Below are 20,174 nucleotides of genomic sequence, written 5' to 3' on the forward strand. Positions count from 1 at the left end.
TCGCAGCAGTCAGATGGGCATGGAAAGACCTGTTATCAACGCAGAACGAACAGAGGAGACAGAGCTATGAAAATTGCGGTAGTAGGTGCGGGCGGTGTCGGCGGTTACTTCGGTGCCCGACTCGCTAAGGCTGGCTGTGACGTCACGTTCGTGGCGCGTGGTGCGCATCTGGCGGCCATGCGCGACAAAGGGTTGCGCATCCTGAGCGAGGGCGGTGACATCCATCTGGATTCACCCAAGCTGGTCGAACGCCCTGAACAGCTATCGCCAGTCGACCTCGTCATCGTTGCCGTCAAGCTGTGGGACACCGAGCAAGTGGCCGCGTCGCTCCGTTCGGTCGCAGAGCAGGGCGCAGCCGTCATCTCGTTCCAGAATGGCGTGGCAAAGGACGAAATTCTCGCCAAACACCTGCCGGCCGAATCCATCCTCGGTGGATCGAGCTTTATTTCCGCGTTCATCGAATCCCCCGGCGTCGTCCGCCACGTCGGTGCGCTCCAGCGACTCGTATTCGGCGAGTACAACGGGCAGCGTTCCGCGCGCGTGGAAGACTTTCTCGATGCCTGCCAGCGTGCTGGCATCAACGCTGAAATCCACGACGACGTACGTCGGCAGGTGTGGGAGAAGTTCGTCTTCCTCGTGGGGCTCTCCGGCGCCACCTCGGCCATCCGCCAGACCATCGGACCAGTGCGCGAGAACCCGCGCAGCCGCGCTTTCCTCCACGATCTCATGCGCGAAACGGTCGCCGTCGGCCGGGCGCGCGGCATCAATCTGGCAGAGAACTACGCCGACGACCGTCTGGCTTTCTGCGATACATTGCCAGCCGGCATGACCTCGTCCATGCACAACGATCTCGAGCGCGGCAACCGCCTCGAAGTCGCATGGCTGTCGGGCGGGGTCGCCGACTACGGCCGCGAACTCGGCGTGCAGACGCCTCGCAACCAGGCCGTTGCCGATATCCTGGCGATCTACGCCCAAGGCACCAGACGCTGATCCACCTTCCCGGCGCGCAAGCCGCGCCGGCCCCGTCTTCTCCGCGCCAATGCCCTCTTCAGTCTATTCACCTAGATCGGGCGTGGAGAGTCTTCCTCCAGCCCCAGACGCCGCACTACCGCCTTGCGGCTCAGATGCCATGCGAGTAGATGCGGAGGCATGCGCAGCCAGTGGCCGCGGATGTAGAGCAGCCAGCGCGCGAGCGGCGTGAAGGCGTCGTTGGCCAGCATGTGGTTCGGCCGCAGGGCGCGAATGTACAGGGCGTCCATCAATCCTGCGTAACCTGGGGCCGCGTCGCTGGCGCGCTGCAGTGCGGTGGTCGGTATCGGGCTGGCGAGAATGCGCTGGCACAGATGCAGCGCGTAATAGAGCGGGCGTTGCAGGTGCAGCGCGGCGGCTCGGGTCTGCAATGCGGCCCAGAAATCCGGCGAGTCGAAATGCCGCAGCAGGCGATCGAGATCTGAAAGATCCCTCAGGCCGTTGTCCAGTTCGCCTTCGTGGAAGAGATGGCAGGCGCTGTGCAGCACCATGTCGGCTGGGGCCAGCACGCGGATGTCGGCACCCTCGACCGCAACCGGACGCGCCGCCGCGAGCAAAAGCGATGCATCGGGCGGTCGATGGGCGGTGGCGGGCAGGATGTTGTGGTGGACGTCGAGCACCGTCATCCGCCGCGTATGGGCCAGCGGGGGCAACTCGTGCATCCAGCGGCGGTAGTACTTCTGGTCGTAGGCCGACAGGTGCGAACTGATCCAGCCATGCCGCAGCAATGCGGTCTCTGCGCGCATGAGTGAGTCGCGCGGCACGAGCAGGTCGATGTCGCCGAACAGTCGTCCGGCCGCGCAGGGCAGGTCGGCCAGCGCGTAGGCGGCGCCCTTGAGCAATACCAGCGGCTCGCCGGCTTCAGCCAGCGCCCGGGCAACGCGCAGCGATTCGGCGCGGACTTCGAGCCGCTGGCGTGCGGCAAGGATCAATGCGCTTTGCAGATGCCGCCGGGGCGCTGCGGGCACATCGTCGAGCCAGCCGGCGCGTGCAAGGTCGTCCGCAAGCCGTGCCAGAACGTTGGCCATGCGCGCCTGGCGAATCAGGATGTCCCAATCACGGAGATCGAGTGCCCTCACGCCGCGCAGGTCGCGCAGGGCTGGCGTGACGAGATCGATCATCGCGCTTTCTCCGCCAGCCGATCGAAGGCTGTGATGGCATCGTCCAGGCGGTCGTAAGTGAAGGACATCGATTCGCAATCGTCGATGACGCCCGCGAGGGTGGTGAAGCCTTGCTCCCCCAGCACGCTGTAGTTGAACGCGTTGTCCGCCAGTTCGATGAAAGCCTCGGCTTTCGGGCGCGCGACCAGTTGGGGCGTACTGCCGGCTTGCCAGCGCGGAAAGATGATCCAGCGTGGGCGGGCCCGTTCATTGACGCGCGCGACACTGTCTTGCGGCGGGCGCAAGTGCCCGACCGTCCCTTTGGTCGTGTCGTGGGTCAGCGGGCCGAACCGGGCATCCGGGGCGAAATCGGAAATCAATCCGATCGACTGGTTCTTGAGGTTGATCGGGCGCGCCAGTGCCTGGATGGCGTTGTCCGCCGGGTCGATCAAGGTCAGCTCATCCGAGCATAGGCGCCAGCCGCGTTGGACGAGCGCTGCACACAAGGTGCTCTTGCCCGAGCCGGGCGGGGCGGGGAGGATCGCCACCCGTCCATTGCGTTCGACGGCCGCCGCATGAATGATCAGATACTGATGGCAGGTTTGCGCCACACACCAGTTCAGCCCCCATTCGAGCAATGCATAGGCCTGTGGCAGCGGCAGCGGCGCGAACGGCTGGGCGCCATCGAAGAGAAACTCGGCCTGCGCCCGCCAATGGCCACGCAGGCCGGGGGCGCGTCGCACACCGACGTGAAAGTCGGCAAAGCCGTCATCTTCAGGCACCGGGTGATGGGCGTAGAGCGTGCGGATGGTCCGCGCCACTTCCGGCAAGCGGCTGGTGATCCGTTGCACGATCGGGCCCGTACGCAACAGCAGGCCCTGGCCAGCCAATTGCGCAGCGATATCCGCAGCGGGGAGAGCACCGATCGTCGGGATCAAATCAGTTCGAGCTGCCGAAGTCTGCTGAAGGCCTCTTGTACCGCTTCTCGCAGGGGCGCGTCGACGGTTTGTTGGAGCAGGGTGGCGATTGCGTCACAGGCACTCGCAGGATCGGAGCGCTGCTCAGCGGGGAGCTGGAAGAGTTCGGCGGCCAACGGGTCGAGCGCGTGTGTGTCGCCGGTCTGACGATCGTACACAACGGCGCCGTCTGCCCAGTCGTGCTGCAACCAGCGCATCGGATATCAGCCCAATGCGTCAGGGACGATGCCCGTGCTGCTGAAGTACGCCAGCATGTCGCTGGCACGCCAGAGCGGGCCACCGGCAAAGGGTTGATAGGTCCCGTTCTTGTTGGCGTATTCATTCCAGACGTTGCGCAGGTCGTTCTCGGTCATCGCCTTGGGGCTGACCAGTCCCGCGCGGATGTTGAACAGCGCAGCCACGAAGCACTGGGCGATGCGCTGGCTCTGGTTCGGGCTGCTCTGGTTGAGCACGTCGTTGATCGACTTGCTGCCGAAGTTGCTGCCGCTGTAGCTGCCGCGCGCAAAGACCGTCGAGAAAGGCGTGTCCTTGGTCTTGATCGGGCAGTTGCTGGAGGTCTTGTAGTACGTGATCTTGCGTCCATTGCAGGTCTGCAGTTGCGTGCCGGGCCGGCTGAGATTGCCGGACATGGTGCGCGACATCGACTGGCAGATGATGGTCTGGCTCGTGGCCAGCACCGGACGGCTTGCCAGCGTCAACACCACCACCGGGGCGCCGGCGATACCGCCACGCAGCAGGCGACGACGTGCTTCGCTTACGCGTTCTGCGTCGGGGGCCGGGGCGCTGGCTTCGTGCTTTTGCTCGGTCATGGTCGTGTGGATTCGCTGTCGTCCTGGAGCCAATGCGGCTCTGCTCTATTGTGGGCGAGGCACGCTGTCGACGATGTGAATTACGCACGTTTGTGCGCACTCGCCGCCTCGCATCCCTAAAAGCAATTAGGGTGCCTGTTTGGATGTTGCGGAAAATGCGCTGTTTTTCAGTGGGTTACAGAGGAGGTGTCGCCGCACGGATGGCCACTGTCAAATCCGTCGACGCTTGCCACGGCAGCCTTATCGAGCCAGTTCCGTCGCCAGTCGGGAGGCCATCCGCTCGGCTTGTGCGAGGTAGCCACGGCCGAAGAGATTCAGGTGATTGAGCACGTGGTACAAGTTGTAGAGCCCCTTGCGGACCTCGTAGCCCTCGTGCAGCGGCCAGCTTTGCCGGTAGGCCACATAGAAGCTCATTGGAAAGCCGCCGAAGAGTTCGGTCATTGCCAGGTCGGCTTCGCGGTCACCGATATAAGCGGCCGGATCGAACAAGGCCGGCGTGCCGTCCTCGAGCATGCCGATATTGCCGGACCACAGGTCGCCGTGCAGCAGGCTCGGTGCCGGCTGGTAGTCCAGAAACAGGGCGGCGGCGCGTTCGCACAGGCGCTCGCCATCGCGCTGCAAGGCGCCGTGGTAACCGTTTGCCGCTGCCCGCGCCAGTTGCGGCGCCAGGCGCTCCAGCGTAAAGAATCGCGGCCAGTTGTCGTGCCTGTTGTTGGGTTGCGGCGTGGTGCCGATGAAGTTGGGGTATGGCCAGCCGAAGTGCGTTTCAGTGGGCAGTCGGTGGAGCGCCGCCAGCGCGTGGCCGGCACGCTCGCCTTCGGCGTCGCCACGCAGCGGCCGCAGATCGAGCCATTCAAGCACCAGTACGGCGTCATCGCCGACAGCCTCGCAGCCCAGCACACGCGGCACGCGGAATGCCTCGCATGCGGCCAGCGCGGCAAGGTCGCGCGCTTCCGCCTCGAACATGGCGAGATCCGCCCCCGGTCGCAACTTGACGAAAGCGTCAGCGGCGGCACCCCGCGCGCGCAGCGCCGTGTTGATGTCGCCACCGGCAACCGGCTCGATCGACGACAGCCCGAAACGCCCGCCGATGGCATCGCTCGCCATGCGTTCGACGGCGGCGGAAAGTGCAGCATTCATAGATGGATGATCCTCTCGTTGGCCGCCGCCAGGCGATGCGCCAGCGTGTCGAGGAAGGCGCGGAAGAACAGCATGCGACACTCGCTCGATGCACGGTCCAGCGCCTGGCCGCGCACTTCGATCAGCATGCAGTCCGAATCTGCGATGACGTCTGCACTGCGGCCATGCCCGGCACCGAACAGCGACATCTCTCCAAAGCACTCTCCCACCACCAGGCGATACAGGGGCAAACCGTGCGAGCAGATGCTGGCGTGGCCGCTGGCGAGCAACGCGAAGTACGAGCCCGCATCGCCTTCGCGCATCACGAGGCTGCCGGCGCTGACTTCGCGCCATGAAGACAGATGCAGCGCTTCCCAGATGTGGACGTCATCGAAGCGCTGGAAAAACGGCATCGCGCGCATGAGCTGGAAGCGCTGCGTTTCCGATGGCAGCGTGTGGCGCGCGGTGAGCTTCTGCGTGCGCGCGAACTGCGCCAGATCGTGCGAAAACTCCTGCCACCCGGCGTAGCGGATGTCGCGCGAGCGGTGCATGGCGCGCATCACGATATCGTCGAGGGCCTGCGGCACGTCCGGGCGTTGCGACGACGGGGGCGGCGCATCGCCCTGGCTGATCCGGTGGGCGAGGCTCACGTGGTTGCTGGCCGTGAAAGGCAGCCGCCCGGTCAGCAACTGATACATCACCACGCCCAGCGAATAGATGTCCGTCTGGTGATTGAGCGGCTCTTCCAGCACTTGTTCGGGTGACATGTAGGCGGGCGAGCCAATGCCCGATACGACCGTCCGCTCGTAATCCTGGAACAGCGCCGAACCGAAGTCCGACACCTTCACGTCGGCCGCGTCGTCGGTGGTCAGAAGGATGTTGGCGGGCTTGATGTCGCGATGCGTGACACCCTGTCGCCACGCATATTCGAGCGCGCGCGAGCACTTGAAGAGAATCTCCACCACCCGATCGACGGGCAGCAGGTTGTCCACGCGACAGAAGTTCTGCAGTGTGCCGCCGGGCACGTATTCCATGGCGAGGTAGGCGTCGTCCTCGCCGATGGTGACATCGAATATCTGGACGATGTGCGGATGCTGGAGCCTGCCGGCCAGCGCGGCTTCCATCTGCAATTGCTGCCGCTGTGCGCGGGCGGCTTCAGTGTCGCGCAGATGTTCAGGGTGAAAGCGCTTGAGGGCGACGTGGCGCTCGAAGAACGGGTCGAAGGCAAGGAACACCTCGCTGCTCGACCCGTCTCCGATGGGCTGGATGATTTCGTACCGCCCGATGCGCGCCATGCTGGCTCCCTTTGCAGTCTGCGGCTGGCCGGTGGTCCGGCGGGAATTCTCCGGGGCGACTATGCCTTTGCGATGCGGCTACGCGCGCGGACGATGGCCGCCGCGACCTGTTCAGGCGCGGTGCCGCCGATATGGTTGCGTGCCGCCAGCGAGCCTTCGACCGTCAGCACGCCGAACACGTCGTCGCCGACCAGTGCCGAAAAACCCTTCAGTTCGTCCAGCGACAGTTCGTGCAGATCGCAGCCGCGCGCTTCGGCGGCACGCACCGCCAATGCTACGGCTTCGTGCGCATCGCGGAAGGGCAGGCCGCGCTTGACCAGGTAATCGGCCAGGTCGGTCGCCGTGGCAAAACCCTGCGTGAGCGCGGCGCGCATGTTGTCCGCCTTGACGCGGATGCCGGTAATCATGTCGGCGTAGATGCGCAGCGTGTCGATGACGGTATCGGCCGCGTCGAACAGAGGCTCTTTGTCTTCCTGGTTGTCTTTGTTGTAGGCCAGCGGCTGGCCCTTCATCAGCGTGAGCAGCGCCACCAGGTGGCCGTTGATCCGGCCTGTCTTGCCACGCACCAGTTCGGGCACGTCCGGGTTTTTCTTCTGCGGCATGATCGACGACCCGGTGCAGAAACGGTCGGCCAGATCAATGAAGCCGAAACGCGGGCTCATCCACAGGATCAGTTCTTCGGACATGCGCGACAGGTGGGTCATCAGCAGTGCGCAGGCGCTGGTGAATTCGATGGCGAAGTCACGATCGCTCACTGCGTCGAGCGAGTTCTCGCACACTGCTTCGAAGCCCAGTTCGCGTGCCACGAATTCGCGATCGATCGGATAGCTGGTGCCGGCCAGTGCGGCAGCGCCCAGCGGCAGGCGGTTGACGCGGCGGCGGGCGTCGGCAAAGCGCTCGGCGTCGCGGACGGTCATCTCGAAATACGCCAGCAGGTGGTGACCGAAAGTCACCGGCTGCGCCACCTGCAGGTGGGTGAAGCCCGGCATGGCCGTGCGGGTGTGCTGCTCGGCCAGATTGAGCAGGTTGGTCTGAAAGTCGCCGATGAGGCTGACGATCTGATCGATGGCATCGCGCAGCCACAGGCGGATGTCGGTCGCCACCTGGTCGTTGCGCGAGCGGCCCGTGTGCAGGCGCTTGCCGGCGTCGCCCACCAGCGCGGTCAGACGGCGCTCGATGTTCAGGTGCACGTCTTCGTCGTCGAGATTCCATTGCAGCTCACCGCGACGGATCTCTTCGAGGATCTGCGCCATGCCGCGTTCGATGTCGGCCAGGTCCTGGGCGCCGATGATCTTCTGGCGGGCGAGCATGCGGGCGTGGGCCAGCGAGCCGCGGATGTCCTGCTCCGCCATGCGGTTGTCGAAGAACACCGAGGCCGTGTAGCGCTTGACCAGATCCGAGACGGGTTCGGAAAAGCGGCCGGACCAGGCCTTGGTGCTGCCGTTATTGTCGGTGGGCTGTTGGGCGGAAGAATCAACCATAATGACGGGCCAAGAAAACGTAAATCCAATGAATGGGCGTGCGATGCGCAGCCAGCGTGCCGCACAATGACGCCGCCGTCGATGACGAGACTGAACGTCCGCTCGGCGGCGATCGTCGCGTGGCGCTGGGCTGGGTGGCTGGAGCATCTCGGGGCGGCCGCGCGCGCATTTCGACCACATGGCGAGGAACAGGTGGACCGTATTCCAAACGACACGCTGAAAAATGAGCGCTCCGGCGCCGAGGCCGCAAGTATAGAGCAAACCCCGGCGCGGCCTCCGGATCGTCGCCGCTGCGCGCTGCCGGACTTCCGCAACCTGGGCTCGATCCTGCGTGTGATCATTGTCGTCAATGTGCTGGTGGCGCTGACTGTACTGGTCCGGGTCGATCACTTCAGCACGCTCGGGCGCGAGGCGCTGGTGATGGCCGGGCGCATCGAACTGCCGCTGCTCGCTGGCGCCTTCCTGCTGTACTGGTGGGGCACGTGGCTGATCCGCCTGACCTGGCGCGAGCTCACCGTGATGATGGTGTGCCTGGCGCTCCTGCTGGCCTGCGTGGCCCAGTTCGCGCTGCCCTCGGCCGATACGGCCACCCATCTGCGGCGCCTGCTGTGGGCCGTGGGTGCGGCGCTGACGGTGGTGACGTATTTCCGCTGGCGCCAGATCGAGCAGATTCCGGCGCTGGACGAGGCGCGGATCGCCGCGCTCACGGCGCGCATCCGTCCGCACTTCTTCTTCAACAGCCTCAACGGTGTGCTCGGCGTCATCCGCCACGACCCCAAACGCGCCGAACTGGCGCTTGAATCGCTGGCCGAACTGTTCCGCGAGCTCATGAAGGACAACCGCGATCTGGTCACGCTCTGCGACGAAATCGAGCTGTGCAATCGCTACCTCGAACTCGAACGTCTGCGCCTGGGCGACCGCCTGCAGGTCAAGTGGGAGCTGCGCCAGGCGCCGCTCAGCGCCAAAGTCCCGCCGCTGATGTTGCAGCCCTTGCTAGAAAACGCCGTTTACCACGGTATTGAGCCCAGTCCGGAACCGGGTACGATTCTCGTCCGCGTGGTGCGCAAGGGCAACGCGCTGGAAATATTCATGAGCAACCCGGCCCATTCCCTGGGCCGACGCACTGCGGGCAACCGCATGGCCATGAACAATATCCGCGAGCGACTGGATCTGTTTTTCGACATGGAAGCTGCCCTCACGACGGAAGAGCGCGACGGGCAGTTCAGGGTACGTATTCGAATGCCTTTGAGGCAGGAGGTGAAGTGATGGAACAGACGGTGCCACTGAACGTAGTCATCGTGGATGACGAAGCGCCCGCGCGAGAGCGCCTGCGCGACCTGCTCAGCGACATCGCCGCCGAACAGCCGACGCGTCTGGTCGGCATGGCCGGCAACGGCATCGAGGCATTGCGCCTCATCGAAAACGCACGCGCCGACGTGTTGCTGGTCGACATCCGCATGCCGGCCATGGACGGCATTGAATTCGCACAGCACGCCTCGCGCCTTGAGCCGCATCCGCACATCATTTTCGTCACGGCTTACGACGAATACGCCGTGCAGGCTTTTGATCTGAATGCGATCGATTACCTGCTCAAGCCGGTGCGCGCCGAACGCCTCTCGGCGGCGCTGGACAAGGTGCGTCGCGTCGCGCCCGTGACGCACGAGCAGATCGATACCTTTGCCGAACCGCGCCGTCACCTGACGTGCAGCGAGCGCGGCAAGATTCACCTGATTCCCATCAGCGACGTGGTGTACCTCAAGGCCGAACTCAAATACGTCACGGCCCGCACCGGCGAGCGTGAATACCTGCTCGAAGAATCGCTGGTCCAGCTCGAACAGGAATTCCCGGAGCGTTTCGTGCGCATCCACCGCAACTGCCTCGTGGCGCGCAGCGCCGTGGTCGGCTTCGAGCGTTCGGTGGGCGAGGAGGGGGGCGAGGGCCACTGGTCCGTGCGCCTGAATCACGTGCCCGAGGCGCTGCCGATCAGTCGCCGTCAATGGGCTCACGTGCGTTCCGAACTGGGTGGCTGATCGATGGCCGACCTTGCCGCGCTGCGCGAATCGCTCGATGCCTGGCGGCGCGACGCCGTCGCTAGCGATGCATTCGTGCGGCGCTGGCAAAACGAAGCCGGCGCGCTCTGCGAATCCCTGCCGCCGGCTTTTCGACAGGTGCTCGACGACGTGCTGATGCGCATCGAATCGAGCCGCTTGTTCACTGCGGATTCGTGTTCATTCAGCCGCGCCCCGCTGGCCGACGCGCTGCAAACCTGGCTCGACAAAGCCGCGCAGCGTCTTGCCGGCTGAGATTTCATCCCCTTGTATTTGCCGCACTGCGGCTTGAAGTCCGACCGCGCTCGCCTTAACGTCTGCGACCGATAACATTCGGCCGCCAAGACGGCCCTGGCAGAGGAGACCTGGCATGTCGCATGTGGCTTTGCAGGGCGGTTTGCGGCAGATCGGCCGTGCCGGACGTCGGCTGGCGGCGATCTGCGCGTTGGGCGCCTCCGCCTGGAGTATTGCCGCGCCCTGGAGCGTCCAGGTCGCCAATCCCAATCTCTTCGTCGTCAAACCCTTGCCTCAGCCCGGCGCGCTCATCGCGGTCGGGACCGACGGCGTCATCCTCCATTCGTCCGATGCCGGCCAGCGCTGGCGCCAGGCCGACACCGGCACGGCGCGCCCGCTGAGCGCGGCGATCGCCTGGAACAACGGCAAATCGCTGGCGGTCGTCGGGCAGAAAGGCACGGTGCTGCGTTCCGACGATGGCGGCAAACGCTGGACGAGCGGCGTCATTGGCGACGGCAAGCGCGACCTCAAGGCCATCGCGCGCGACGATGCGCGCGGCGTGCTGGTGGTTGCCGGAATGAACGGCATGCTGGCGCGCTCGGCCGACGGTGGTCGCACGTGGCGCGTGCTCGACGTCGGTACGCCGGCCTCTTTCCAGACCCTGTTGTTCGATGCGCGTCGGCGGACCTTCGTCGCGCTCGGCGACAAAGGCGCGGTGGTCCGCAGCGCTGACGGCGGGCAGCGCTGGGACAGCTTCTCCCTCGACGGTGCGCCCACCATGATGGGGGCCCTGATCGAGCCGGCGAGCGGGGCGATCGTCGTACCCTGCCTGGAAGGCGTGGTGCTGCGTTCGAGCGACGGCGGCGGCGACTGGAACGTGGTCTGGGCGCCGACCGGAAACGCGCAGTTCCTGTCTTCGATTGCCCGTGACGAACACAGCGGCGCGCTCGTCGTGGTGGGGCAGGACGGCATCGTGCTGCGCTCGACCGATGGTGGCGCGCACTGGCAGCGCGCCAAGGCGCCGACGCGTTTCTATCTGACCCGCGTGTCCGCAGTCGGAGGAACCCTGATCGCTGCCGGCGAAAACGGCACGCTGGTCCGATCCGGCGACGGCGGCGTGAGCTGGAGCAGCGTCATCGACCCGGTCGAAGGCCAGATGGAAGACGTTGCCAGCGCTGGCGGCGGCAACTGGCTGGCGGTCGGCGACGGCGGGCGAATGCTGCGCTCGGCCGACGACGGCCGTACCTGGCAATGGCTGCGGCATCCTGTGCGCAGCTATCTCCATGCGATCGAACGCGATCCAGTCAGCGGGCGCCTGATCGGCGTCGGCGCGAGCATGACGGTCGTGGTATCGGAGGACGATGGCGTTTCGTGGCAGGGCGTCGGCGACCTGCCGGCGCTCGACAACGCCTATCTCTTTGCACTGGCGGTCGACCCGCGCGGCAATTCGATGGTGGCCGTCGGTGGCAATGGTGCCATCCTGCAATCGACCGACGGCGGCCGTCATTGGGTGAGCCGCGGCCTGTTCCGCGAGGACAATTTCAACGATGTGATCTTCGACTCCGCGCGCCGCCAGTTTGTGGCAGTGGCAGCACAGGGGCGCGTTGCAGTGTCGAAGGACGGCGGCGAAACCTGGGTGCGCCAGCAGACCCGCACGACTGCCGACCTCTACGCCGTGACGGTCGATCCGCGCAGCGGCGCCTATTTTGCCGCAGGCAAGGCGGGCGCCATCGTGCGCTCGGCCGACGCGGGCGTTACGTGGTCGGTGCTGCCTCCGCTGCTCAAGACCGACCTGCAATTCGTGCAGGCCGATCCGGCCAGCGGCGCACTCGTTGCGGTAGGAGACGAAGGCCCGATCCTGCGTTCGACCGATGGAGGCATCAGTTGGCGCATCACGGATCGCACCAACACCACCGGCCTGCGCCGGGTCGCCATCGACGCCAGGAGCGGGGCGATGATCGCCGTGGGCCGCAATGGGGCCATCCTGCGCTCGCAGGACGGCGGCGCCAGTTGGAAGTCGATACCGAGCGGCACCACGCAGCACCTGCGCTCCGTGGTCGCCGATGCGCGCCGCGGCGCGCTGTATGCGGTCGGTCTCGGCGGCACGGTATTGACGTCCGGAGACGGTGGCCAGAAATGGCGCCCCGTACCGAGCAGCACCGAAACCCGCCTCAAGACCGTCGCGCTTGCCCGCGACGGCAAATCCATGGTGACGGTTGGCGATCGGTTGGTGCGCATCCGGATGGACGCTCAAGCACCCGTAGCGGCCAGGTAGGGGTGTTTGGAGGGTGTCCGTGGGATGGGCGACAATGAGGCCCATCTTTTCGACGGGATTCGCGCATGTCGCGTAGAAGCATTCTGGCGGCCGGCCTGGCCGTGATCGCCCTGGCGCTGGTCGGCTGCAAGGACGGCGCCCCGCAGTTCAACAGCACGGACATCACCGGCGCAGAGTACGGCAAGGCGCTTCGCCTGACCGATCAGGATGGCAAGGTCCGCACGATGGACGACTTCAAGGGCAAGGTCGTGGCGGTCTTTTTTGGCTACACGATGTGCCCGGACGTGTGCCCGACGACGCTGGCCATGCTCGTCGGCGTCAAGAAAAAGCTCGGCGGCGATGCCGACCGCGTGCAGGTAGTGTTTGTCACGGTAGACCCTGAACGCGATACGCCCGAGCAGATCGGTAACTACGCGCGCGCGTTCGATTCCACCAATATCGCGCTGCGCGGCACGCTGGAAGAAACGATGGCGGTGGCCAAGGCGTTCAATGTTTTCTACCAGAAAAACGGGGCCGGCCCGAATTACACGATGGACCACACGGCGGGCATTTATGTGTTCGATCCCAAGGGCCGGGCTCGCCTGTTCGTCCGCAATGGCGAAACGCCGGAGCGCCTCACGCATGACATCCAGCTCTTGCTGAACGGGAGCTGATGTCGTCATGCCCGAATTTCAGAGGCCGCTTCAGCGGCCTTTCTTTTGCGCGAGAAGCTAGCCCGCAAGCGTTCTGATGAACTGTTGCCCTGACGTCGAAAACAACCATGCGAAGGCGCCGCAATTGAGGAACACGGTCATCCAGAACATCGACTGGAATGAGGTCTTGGCGGATTTGTGCCGCAGCAGGCGCTGAGCGGCTAGTGCGCCCGGCCAGCCGCCCACCAGCGCGAGAATGTGCAGCGTGCTCTCCTTCGTTCGCCATTTACCGCGCAGTGCCGCCGATTTGTCGTGCGCATATGCGATGAACGCCACGGCGCTGGCCGTGAGGTAGACCAGCGCCACCAGCACAGGTAGTCGTCCGCTGATTACGCCGAAAGCCAGCGCCGACACGAACCCGAGTGCAAAAACAATCGGAACCTTGCTCGCGCCGGGCGCGGCCGAAAAGGCGTTATCGCCCGCGAAGGACACCGCGCGCGCTTGCCTCCGACCGTCCCCGTCGGTAATGCATTCGTACGTGACAAGCTCTCCGCCGACAGGGCGGCGCAGAGGGTTCCTGAATGCGCTGATGTGAACGAAGACGCGTCGGCTACCGTCGCTTGGTGCGATGACGCCGAAGCCCTTATCGTCCTGCCATTCGGTCAGACGTCCCTGGTAGCGCATGACTCGGTCGGATGTTCCGCAATGGCCTGCATGCTGGCCGATCAGCGCTTGAATCCCAACACCAGCACGCCAGCGCCGACTAGCAGAATGCCGAACCATTCGCGCGGCGCCGGCCGTTCGCCCAGAAAGATCACCGCGAAAACGGCCACGAGCAGCACGCTGAGCTTGTCGACCGGTGCGACCTTGGAAGCATCGCCGATCTTGAGGGCGCGGAAGTAACACACCCACGACGCGCCCGTGGCGAGCCCCGAGAGGATCAGGAATGTCCATGTCTTGGCAGGCAATTGGAGCGGATTGCTCCATTTGCCGGTGGCATACACAAAGATCGACAGCACGATGATGATGACCGCCGTACGGATCAGCGTGGCGAGGTCCGAATCGACGCCTGCCAGGCCGATCTTGGCGAAGATGGCGGTGAGCGCGGCGAAGGCCGCCGACATCAGTGCCCAATGGAACCATGAACTGCTCATGCGTCCTCCGCAATGTCAGGGAAGATGCCAATGATAGTCCGTGCGTAACACCTGCCAGCGCGTCGACAAAAAAAGGCCGGCAATCATGTGCCGGCCTTGCTCGGGTGCGCTGTGCCGCTCAGGCTGCAATCAAGCCTCGCATCTTCTGCAATGCCTTGGCTTCGATCTGGCGAATCCGCTCTGCCGACACGCCGTATTCGGCGGCCAGCTCGTGCAGCGTGGCGGGGTTGTCTTCCACCAGCCAGCGACGTTGCACGATCGTGCGGCTGCGTTCGTCGAGGCTTTGCAGCGCGGAACGCAGGCCTTCGTCCTGCAGGTGTTCCATCTGCGCGGTCGCCAGCGCTTCGGACGGCTCGTCGGCATCGTCAGCCAGATAGGTGATCGGTGCGACACGCGACTCGTCGTCGTCCGGGCCATTGTCCAGCGCCACGTCGCCGCCCGAGAAACGGGTTTCCATCTCGACCACTTCTTCTGGCTTCACCCCGAGCGTGCGGGCGATGCGATCGACCTCGCTGCGCGACAGCGACGCCGATTCACCACGCATGCTGCGCAGGTTGAAGAACAGCTTGCGCTGCGCCTTGGTCGTGGCGATCTTCACGAGACGCCAGTTCTTCAGGATGTATTCGTGGATTTCGGCCTTGATCCAGTGGATCGCGAACGACACCAGCCGCACGCCGCGATCCGGGTCGAAGCGCTTGACGGCCTTCATCAGGCCGACGTTGCCTTCCTGGATGAGGTCCGCGTGGGGCAGGCCGTAGCCGAGATAATTGCGGGCGATCGAGACGACCAGCCGCAGGTGCGACAGCACGAGCTGGCGCGCCGATTCCAGGTCGCCTTCATCGCGCAGCTTGCGCGCCAACGCCATTTCCTGCTCTTCGGTGAGCATTGGGAAACGGTTGGCCGCCTGCATGTACTGGTCGATACTGCCCAGTGCGTTGGGGACGGGGAACGACAGCGCTTGAGACGTGTTGTGTGTCATGGCACCTCCTAAACATCGAACCGGCTCTGTCGCCGGTCGGAGTGCATTTTAGCACTCGTAGTGTATGAGTGCTAACAACGGGAAAAGGTTCCCGCAAGGTGAGGGTTTGGTCATTTCGGGACTTGCCTCGGCGATGTGCCAGCACGCGACGTGCCATCAGACCCGAGTTCAGGGCCGCGGTCCACTTATCGTTTGTATACAGATAATTAATCGATATCCAACTCCCGGCACGGGGCACGATAACGTCACACGGGCGTAACCTTGCGCCCCTAAAGTGCGCACATCCCCAGGGATGACTCCGGCAGGGCTGAGTCCGACAGGCCTTGCACCAATTCCCCAACGCCGGCTCGACGCCGGCGTTTCTGTCTGCGGCGCTCGTCCTCAGTCTTCCATGTGCGCTTCGATGCGGCCGTTGCGGATGGCGGCAAGCAGCGCCGCATGGTCGCGCTCGGTCTGGTCGGCATAAGCGCTGGCGAAGTCGGCCAGCGCGTCTTCGAATGCCGTGCTGTTGCCCAGGTAGCCGGCCAGCAATACGGCGTCGCCGGAGCGAGCGTGGGCGCGGGCCAGCGCCCGGCCGCACAGGCTGCCGAAGTTGCGCAGGTTGGTCGGGCGCATGATCTCGACTTCTGGCTTGATCTTGGCGTCGCGCAGTTGCCGGATGTACATATGCTTGTTCGCACGGCTCACCGTCCAGCCGAGGAAGGCGTCACTAGCGGCCTGCATGATCTGCTGGCCCGCCACCACCCGCTGGCCGTGGTTGGCATAGGGGCTCGCGCCGACATAGGGTTCCAGCACCGAGGCGCGTGCCTCCTTGTACTGAAGGAACAGCGGGTCGCCGTTGCCGGACATCAGCAGAACGATGCCGCATTCCGTTCCCACGCTGCCGATGCCAACGACCTTGATGGCGATGTCGGCCACCTTGTAGCGGTCCAGCAGGACACGCCGCGGGGCCGGCAGCGATTCGAGATAGGTCGTGTAGACATGTGCGAGCCCGTGGGCGATGGCTTCATCGTCCATGTCGGCTGCGTGGTAGATCAGAGGCGGCTCGTCCTTGATGCGCGGACGCGTGCCGGCCGAGAACGCCAGTTTGGCGAACTCCTTTTCGCTGGCACTTTTGTCGACGGCGCGGTTCAGTCGATTGCGCGCATAGCGTCGGAATTCGGTATCGTCGATCGCGTCGATCACTTCCTGCAGGTCGATGCTGTCGTACCAGGCGTCGAGGATCGGCATGAGCGCGTAGCGCCCCATCCATTCGCGGTAGGCGGCCGCCATGGCCCAGGCCGCTTCTTCGCAGTTCTCGTCATTGAAGCCATTGCTGCGCCCGGCCAGCACGAAGCTGGTGGCCAGGCGCTTGACGTCCCACTCCCACGGGCCGACGGCGGTCTCGTCGAAGTCGTTGATATCGAACGCGATGCGGCGCTCGGGCGTGGCGAATCCGCCGAAATTGAGCAGATGGCAGTCGCCACACACCTGCAATCGCGGACCGGAGATCGGCGTGCTCGCGAGATCGCCTGCCATGACGGCCGCCGCACCCCGGAAGAAGCTGAACGGCGAGGTCGCCATCCGCCCGTAGCGGATCGGAATGAGCTGCGGAATGCGCCCGATGCTCGACGCGATCAGCGTATCGATCGGATCGGCTCGCCCATCCGGTTCCTTCCACTCGCCGTGCGCCTTGCGTGGGCACGCGTCGCGCAGGATGCGGCCGGCAAGACTGCGTTCATCCGGCGGTAGCGGATGCGACTGCTCCGGGTGCAGACGCACGGCCTCGCCCGTCACTCGCCCCGTTTTGCGCGGAGCGGTGCGACGGGCGCGCGCACTGCGCGATGCCGGGCGTTCATCGTTTGTTGCCATGGAGGGCCCTCATTGCCAGACATATCCGATGCCGATGCCGTAGGTCCACTGATTGCGATTGCCGCGCTGTGAGACGATCGGACTGTCTGCTGCCTTGTCCGTCAGGCGCTGGTAGAAACCGCCGATACCGCCCCACCAATTGCCCGACAGCTTCATCACCAGCGCGGGCCACGCATAGTACTGGCGCACACCACTGCCCGATTCGTACGCCGACAGGCCACTGGCGGCCGAATCCTCGGCGGTGATGCCGTAGTAACGGTTGATGAAGCTGGCGCTGCCCCAACTGAGTCCGCCGCCCAGGCCGAGGAATACGCGCGGCGACAGCGGCACCCATAGCGACGCGAACGCCGAGGCGTCCAGCCCGTGCCACTGATCGCCCAGGTTGGTCAGTGCCGAGGCGCCGATGCGCAGCCGCCAAGGCACGTCGCCCGTATGCGTGTAAGTGTAGGACCCCAGCACACCGGCTTCGAGCGTCGTGTCGATGTCGGGCAGGCGCGAGACATATTGGTCTTCGACATCCGAGCGTCCGATGCGCAGGTTGATGGCCGGCCCCAACTGCCATGTCGCCGAATCGATGAGGTTGATGTCGCCCGCCGGGCCATACATTTCGAGGAAGCGTTGCGTGCCCTTGAATGTGTAGCGCACGCCGGGCACAGCGCCCACCACGGTCTCGCTCGCGCCCGAGTAGCGCGGCGTGATGCCGACACCGACGCCGACCAGGTTGGGGATGAAGCTCGGCAGTATGCCCGCCTGCGCGTGAACGCCCTGGCTCGCGGCCAAAGCCGTGGCGGCGAATGCCAACGACAGTGCGGTCCGCATGTGTGCAGTCGATTTTCCGTTGAATGACCGTGGAATCATTTCGATTGTCTTCCTCTCGTGGTGTGTCATCGGATCACAAACCCATTTGCGCAATGCCGTTGTGGTTCGTATAACAAGATATAGTCGTCCCGGTGTGCTCATGACGAACAGATTTATGACGATCCTTTTGCGTTGCTTCGCTCTCGTAGCGTGGACCTGTGTGACTGTGCCCTTGGCATGGGCGCAGGCCTCAGAACCGCTCGCCGGACACACCGCGCCAGCGCCGAAGGCTGATCGACCCCTGTTCTCTGATCCGCAGGACGGCGGCTTCGACATGTCGGAGTTCATGCTCGATCGAAAGGGCTTCCTGCCCGTGCCGATCATCATCACCGAGCCTGCCGTGGGCTACGGTCTGGGCGTTGCGCTGATGTTCGTGACCGAGTCGATCCGCGAAGCGGCGGCCAAGAGTGCTCAGACCGGCCATGTCACGCCGCCGAACATCTATGTAGGCGGGGCAGCCGCCACCGACAATGGCAGCAACGCGTTCTTCCTGGGCGGATTGTTGTCCTTCGACGAAGACCGCTGGCGCTATCGCGGCGGCGTGGCCAAGCTCAAGGGCAACCTCGATTTCTATGGCATCGGCAACCCGATCGGCAACGAAGACCTCAAGCTGGCCTACACGCTCAAGGGGTTCATCTCGTCGCAACAGGTCCTGCGCCGCATTGGGCAGAGCGACAACTATGTCGCGCTGCGCTGGCTGTACATGGACTTCGACACGAGCTTTCGCAACGACGGCGATTCGCCCCTGATCCCGAAAGGCATCGAGCGCGCCCGGCGCATGTCCGGCACCGGGCTGTCGATCGAGCATGATTCGCGTGACAACATCTTCACGCCTTCGCGTGGATGGGTCGGCAGCCTCGATACGCTGTTCTACGGGCCGGCCATCGGCAGCGACAACACCATGCAGAGCTATCGTGCGCACGCGTTCGCGTACTTTCCGATGACGCCCAAGTGGATTCTCGGCACCCGCATCGACGGGCGCGCGGCGCGCGGTGACGTGCCCTTCTACCAGCAGCCGTTCATCGATCTGCGGGGCGTGCCGGCGGGCCGCTACCAGGACGAGAACACCGGCGTCGCCGAACTCGAACTGCGCTGGAACGTCACGCCACGCTGGGCGGCGGTGGGCTTTGCCGGACTGGGAAAGGCCTGGGGAAAGCGTGACGACTTCGGCCAGGCCAAGACCATCGTCACCAAGGGCGTCGGATTCCGCTATCTGATCGCGCGCCGCCTTGGTCTCTATGTCGGCATCGACATCGCCAAGGGGCCGGAAGATACCCCCTTCTACATCCAGGTCGGCAACGCGTGGCGTTGAGCCTGTGCGACGGGCCGCGGGCGCAAGACGGCGGACATCGGGGCTGATGGGCATGTGTGGGGCGTCCCCATAGTGCCCACCCAGGAACGGAAGGGCGTTCAGCGATACTTGATGGCCACGCCGATGGTGCGGCGGCGCGGATTGGCCGATTCGGCCACCTTCGTTTTCACATCGGCACTGATCGAATACGCGCTGGCGGGCGGGGCGTCGTCATAGACGATGATGACCGCGTCGGCGCCGATCTTTGCCGCTTCCTTGCGCATGCGTTCCTGCAGCGACTCGGGCGACGGAGCCGGCGAATACGTCGAGTCGATCGCCACTTGCCCCAGCCGGATGTAGTCGCGCGTGGGCGCGATCTTGAGGATGACCACTTTCGCCGGGTCCGTCGGCGGCAACTCCGGCGTGGTGCTGTAAGTGTTGACCGTCGCATCCATCGAAGCGCATGCGGCCAGGATCGTCATCGCTCCCGCCAGCAGCAGATACAGCTTCTTCATCGCGCAAGACTCCGCACAAAAGGTGACATGCTACGTGGGTTGCACCGTTTCGTGGAGTTGCATGCCTTTCTTGGACAGTCCGTCCGTCACATGCGGATCACCCGCGCCTTGTTGCCGCTGCCGTCGATACGCACCGCATCGCCCACCTTCAGGCCCGGATCGGCGGGCTGGGTGATGCCCACGGCCACGCCGTTGTTGAGTGTGACGATAACGTGCTGACCGGCCTGCTTCTGGATGCGCGTCTGGGCCTTTTCGCCCACCACGCCGCCGGCCAGCACGCCGGCCACGGTGGCCACGTCACGTCCCGAGCCGGCACCGAACTGGTGGCCGATCACGCCACCGGCGACCGCGCCGATGATCGCGCCCAGCCCGAGCTGGTCGTCGCTGTCGATCTGTACCGGGTCGATGCGTGTCACGCGCCCGTAACGCACCTCCTGTTCGCCGACCTGAGGCTGCTGCGCGCAGGCGGTGAGCAAGGCCAGCGCAGCGACGAAGGCGAGGATGAGGTTCTTCATTGATGTGTCTCC

The 20,174-nt window shown here is 64.8% G+C and carries 21 protein-coding genes; 7 read left to right on the forward strand and 14 right to left on the reverse strand.

Annotated elements, in window-relative coordinates; all coding sequences use genetic code 11:
* The first annotated feature begins 66 nt into the window (after positions 1–66).
* On the forward strand, positions 67–990 hold the full coding sequence (locus ACDA63_RS05725; RefSeq protein ID WP_373662247.1) for a ketopantoate reductase family protein: 924 nt from the start codon (positions 67–69) through the stop codon (positions 988–990).
* Between the two features lie 71 nt (positions 991–1,061).
* On the opposite strand, the gene ACDA63_RS05730 is transcribed toward ACDA63_RS05725, so the two are convergent.
* From ACDA63_RS05730 to argH, 7 genes are all read right to left on the reverse strand, one after another.
* Positions 1,062–2,150 (reverse strand): nucleotidyltransferase family protein, encoded by a 1,089-nt coding sequence (locus ACDA63_RS05730; RefSeq protein ID WP_373662248.1) that lies wholly within the window; start codon positions 2,148–2,150, stop codon positions 1,062–1,064.
* Positions 2,147–3,067: an HprK-related kinase A gene (locus ACDA63_RS05735; protein ID WP_373662249.1), complete on the reverse strand. Its 921-nt coding sequence runs from the start codon at positions 3,065–3,067 to the stop codon at positions 2,147–2,149. Before ACDA63_RS05735 ends, ACDA63_RS05730 begins: the two co-directional genes overlap by 4 nt.
* Positions 3,064–3,303 (reverse strand): HPr-rel-A system PqqD family peptide chaperone, encoded by a 240-nt coding sequence (locus tag ACDA63_RS05740; protein ID WP_373662250.1) that lies wholly within the window; start codon positions 3,301–3,303, stop codon positions 3,064–3,066. Before ACDA63_RS05740 ends, ACDA63_RS05735 begins: the two co-directional genes overlap by 4 nt.
* Before the next feature lie 6 nt (positions 3,304–3,309).
* Positions 3,310–3,915 (reverse strand): hypothetical protein, encoded by a 606-nt coding sequence (locus ACDA63_RS05745; RefSeq protein ID WP_373662251.1) that lies wholly within the window; start codon positions 3,913–3,915, stop codon positions 3,310–3,312.
* Between the two features lie 240 nt (positions 3,916–4,155).
* Positions 4,156–5,055, reverse strand: coding sequence for a fructosamine kinase family protein (locus ACDA63_RS05750; RefSeq protein ID WP_373662252.1), 900 nt, complete (start codon positions 5,053–5,055; stop codon positions 4,156–4,158).
* Positions 5,052–6,329, reverse strand: coding sequence for a protein kinase (locus tag ACDA63_RS05755; RefSeq protein WP_373662253.1), 1,278 nt, complete (start codon positions 6,327–6,329; stop codon positions 5,052–5,054). The genes ACDA63_RS05750 and ACDA63_RS05755 overlap by 4 nt, the downstream gene beginning before the upstream one ends.
* Positions 6,330–6,388: 59 nt before the next feature.
* Positions 6,389–7,810 carry an argininosuccinate lyase gene (gene argH / locus ACDA63_RS05760; RefSeq protein WP_373662254.1) on the reverse strand — a complete coding sequence of 474 codons (1,422 nt, stop codon included), beginning with the start codon at positions 7,808–7,810 and terminating at the stop codon, positions 6,389–6,391.
* 81 nt (positions 7,811–7,891) lie between these two features.
* Between argH and ACDA63_RS05765 the strand changes: the two genes are divergently transcribed.
* From ACDA63_RS05765 to ACDA63_RS05785, 5 genes are all read left to right on the forward strand, one after another.
* Positions 7,892–9,076 (forward strand): sensor histidine kinase, encoded by a 1,185-nt coding sequence (locus ACDA63_RS05765; RefSeq protein WP_373662255.1) that lies wholly within the window; start codon positions 7,892–7,894, stop codon positions 9,074–9,076.
* On the forward strand, positions 9,076–9,840 hold the full coding sequence (locus ACDA63_RS05770; protein ID WP_373662256.1) for a LytR/AlgR family response regulator transcription factor: 765 nt from the start codon (positions 9,076–9,078) through the stop codon (positions 9,838–9,840). The genes ACDA63_RS05765 and ACDA63_RS05770 overlap by 1 nt, the downstream gene beginning before the upstream one ends.
* 3 nt (positions 9,841–9,843) lie before the next feature.
* Positions 9,844–10,113 carry a hypothetical protein gene (locus ACDA63_RS05775; protein WP_373662257.1) on the forward strand — a complete coding sequence of 90 codons (270 nt, stop codon included), beginning with the start codon at positions 9,844–9,846 and terminating at the stop codon, positions 10,111–10,113.
* Between the two features lie 115 nt (positions 10,114–10,228).
* Positions 10,229–12,367, forward strand: coding sequence for a WD40/YVTN/BNR-like repeat-containing protein (locus ACDA63_RS05780; RefSeq protein WP_373662258.1), 2,139 nt, complete (start codon positions 10,229–10,231; stop codon positions 12,365–12,367).
* 65 nt (positions 12,368–12,432) lie between these two features.
* Positions 12,433–13,020: an SCO family protein gene (locus tag ACDA63_RS05785; protein WP_373662259.1), complete on the forward strand. Its 588-nt coding sequence runs from the start codon at positions 12,433–12,435 to the stop codon at positions 13,018–13,020.
* Between the two features lie 57 nt (positions 13,021–13,077).
* On the opposite strand, the gene ACDA63_RS05790 is transcribed toward ACDA63_RS05785, so the two are convergent.
* The 5 genes from ACDA63_RS05790 to ACDA63_RS05810 form a co-directional block, all read right to left on the reverse strand.
* Positions 13,078–13,683: a DUF1294 domain-containing protein gene (locus ACDA63_RS05790; protein WP_373662260.1), complete on the reverse strand. Its 606-nt coding sequence runs from the start codon at positions 13,681–13,683 to the stop codon at positions 13,078–13,080.
* A gap of 41 nt (positions 13,684–13,724) precedes the next feature.
* Entirely contained in the window at positions 13,725–14,153 is a 429-nt protein-coding gene (locus ACDA63_RS05795; protein ID WP_373662261.1) for an EamA family transporter, read from the reverse strand.
* Between the two features lie 118 nt (positions 14,154–14,271).
* Entirely contained in the window at positions 14,272–15,132 is an 861-nt protein-coding gene (gene rpoH, locus ACDA63_RS05800) for an RNA polymerase sigma factor RpoH (RefSeq protein WP_373662262.1), read from the reverse strand.
* A 381-nt stretch (positions 15,133–15,513) separates the two neighbouring features.
* Positions 15,514–16,983, reverse strand: a complete 1,470-nt coding sequence (locus ACDA63_RS05805; RefSeq protein WP_373662263.1) for a DUF2252 domain-containing protein — start codon at positions 16,981–16,983, stop codon at positions 15,514–15,516.
* A 9-nt stretch (positions 16,984–16,992) separates the two neighbouring features.
* Complete coding sequence (locus tag ACDA63_RS05810; RefSeq protein ID WP_373662264.1) at positions 16,993–17,802, reverse strand: MipA/OmpV family protein; 810 nt, start codon at positions 17,800–17,802, stop codon at positions 16,993–16,995.
* 139 nt (positions 17,803–17,941) lie between these two features.
* Between ACDA63_RS05810 and ACDA63_RS05815 the strand changes: the two genes are divergently transcribed.
* On the forward strand, positions 17,942–19,153 hold the full coding sequence (locus ACDA63_RS05815; RefSeq protein WP_373662265.1) for a BamA/TamA family outer membrane protein: 1,212 nt from the start codon (positions 17,942–17,944) through the stop codon (positions 19,151–19,153).
* Positions 19,154–19,251: 98 nt separating this feature from the next.
* On the opposite strand, the gene ACDA63_RS05820 is transcribed toward ACDA63_RS05815, so the two are convergent.
* Positions 19,252–19,647: a hypothetical protein gene (locus tag ACDA63_RS05820; protein ID WP_373662266.1), complete on the reverse strand. Its 396-nt coding sequence runs from the start codon at positions 19,645–19,647 to the stop codon at positions 19,252–19,254.
* 86 nt (positions 19,648–19,733) lie between these two features.
* Complete coding sequence (locus tag ACDA63_RS05825) at positions 19,734–20,162, reverse strand: glycine zipper 2TM domain-containing protein (protein ID WP_373662267.1); 429 nt, start codon at positions 20,160–20,162, stop codon at positions 19,734–19,736.
* Positions 20,163–20,174: the final 12 nt, after the last annotated feature.

This window comes from Uliginosibacterium sp. sgz301328, assembly GCF_041807905.1.
Lineage (GTDB): Bacteria > Pseudomonadota > Gammaproteobacteria > Burkholderiales > Rhodocyclaceae > JBGVSA01.

Coding starts and splice junctions, on each gene's coding strand:
- ACDA63_RS05745 (WP_373662251.1), bottom strand. CDS start 3,915: ATGACCGAGCAAAAGCACGAAGCCAGCGCCCCGGCCCCCGACGCAGAA.
- ACDA63_RS05770 (WP_373662256.1), top strand. CDS start 9,076: ATGGAACAGACGGTGCCACTGAACGTAGTCATCGTGGATGACGAAGCG.
- rpoH (WP_373662262.1), bottom strand. CDS start 15,132: ATGACACACAACACGTCTCAAGCGCTGTCGTTCCCCGTCCCCAACGCA.
- ACDA63_RS05790 (WP_373662260.1), bottom strand. CDS start 13,683: ATGCGCTACCAGGGACGTCTGACCGAATGGCAGGACGATAAGGGCTTC.
- ACDA63_RS05825 (WP_373662267.1), bottom strand. CDS start 20,162: ATGAAGAACCTCATCCTCGCCTTCGTCGCTGCGCTGGCCTTGCTCACC.
- ACDA63_RS05750 (WP_373662252.1), bottom strand. CDS start 5,055: ATGAATGCTGCACTTTCCGCCGCCGTCGAACGCATGGCGAGCGATGCC.
- ACDA63_RS05740 (WP_373662250.1), bottom strand. CDS start 3,303: ATGCGCTGGTTGCAGCACGACTGGGCAGACGGCGCCGTTGTGTACGAT.
- ACDA63_RS05820 (WP_373662266.1), bottom strand. CDS start 19,647: ATGAAGAAGCTGTATCTGCTGCTGGCGGGAGCGATGACGATCCTGGCC.
- ACDA63_RS05755 (WP_373662253.1), bottom strand. CDS start 6,329: ATGGCGCGCATCGGGCGGTACGAAATCATCCAGCCCATCGGAGACGGG.
- ACDA63_RS05785 (WP_373662259.1), top strand. CDS start 12,433: ATGTCGCGTAGAAGCATTCTGGCGGCCGGCCTGGCCGTGATCGCCCTG.
- ACDA63_RS05805 (WP_373662263.1), bottom strand. CDS start 16,983: ATGGCAACAAACGATGAACGCCCGGCATCGCGCAGTGCGCGCGCCCGT.
- ACDA63_RS05780 (WP_373662258.1), top strand. CDS start 10,229: ATGTCGCATGTGGCTTTGCAGGGCGGTTTGCGGCAGATCGGCCGTGCC.
- ACDA63_RS05795 (WP_373662261.1), bottom strand. CDS start 14,153: ATGAGCAGTTCATGGTTCCATTGGGCACTGATGTCGGCGGCCTTCGCC.
- ACDA63_RS05810 (WP_373662264.1), bottom strand. CDS start 17,802: ATGCGGACCGCACTGTCGTTGGCATTCGCCGCCACGGCTTTGGCCGCG.
- ACDA63_RS05730 (WP_373662248.1), bottom strand. CDS start 2,150: ATGATCGATCTCGTCACGCCAGCCCTGCGCGACCTGCGCGGCGTGAGG.
- argH (WP_373662254.1), bottom strand. CDS start 7,810: ATGGTTGATTCTTCCGCCCAACAGCCCACCGACAATAACGGCAGCACC.
- ACDA63_RS05815 (WP_373662265.1), top strand. CDS start 17,942: ATGACGAACAGATTTATGACGATCCTTTTGCGTTGCTTCGCTCTCGTA.
- ACDA63_RS05775 (WP_373662257.1), top strand. CDS start 9,844: ATGGCCGACCTTGCCGCGCTGCGCGAATCGCTCGATGCCTGGCGGCGC.
- ACDA63_RS05765 (WP_373662255.1), top strand. CDS start 7,892: ATGACGAGACTGAACGTCCGCTCGGCGGCGATCGTCGCGTGGCGCTGG.
- ACDA63_RS05725 (WP_373662247.1), top strand. CDS start 67: ATGAAAATTGCGGTAGTAGGTGCGGGCGGTGTCGGCGGTTACTTCGGT.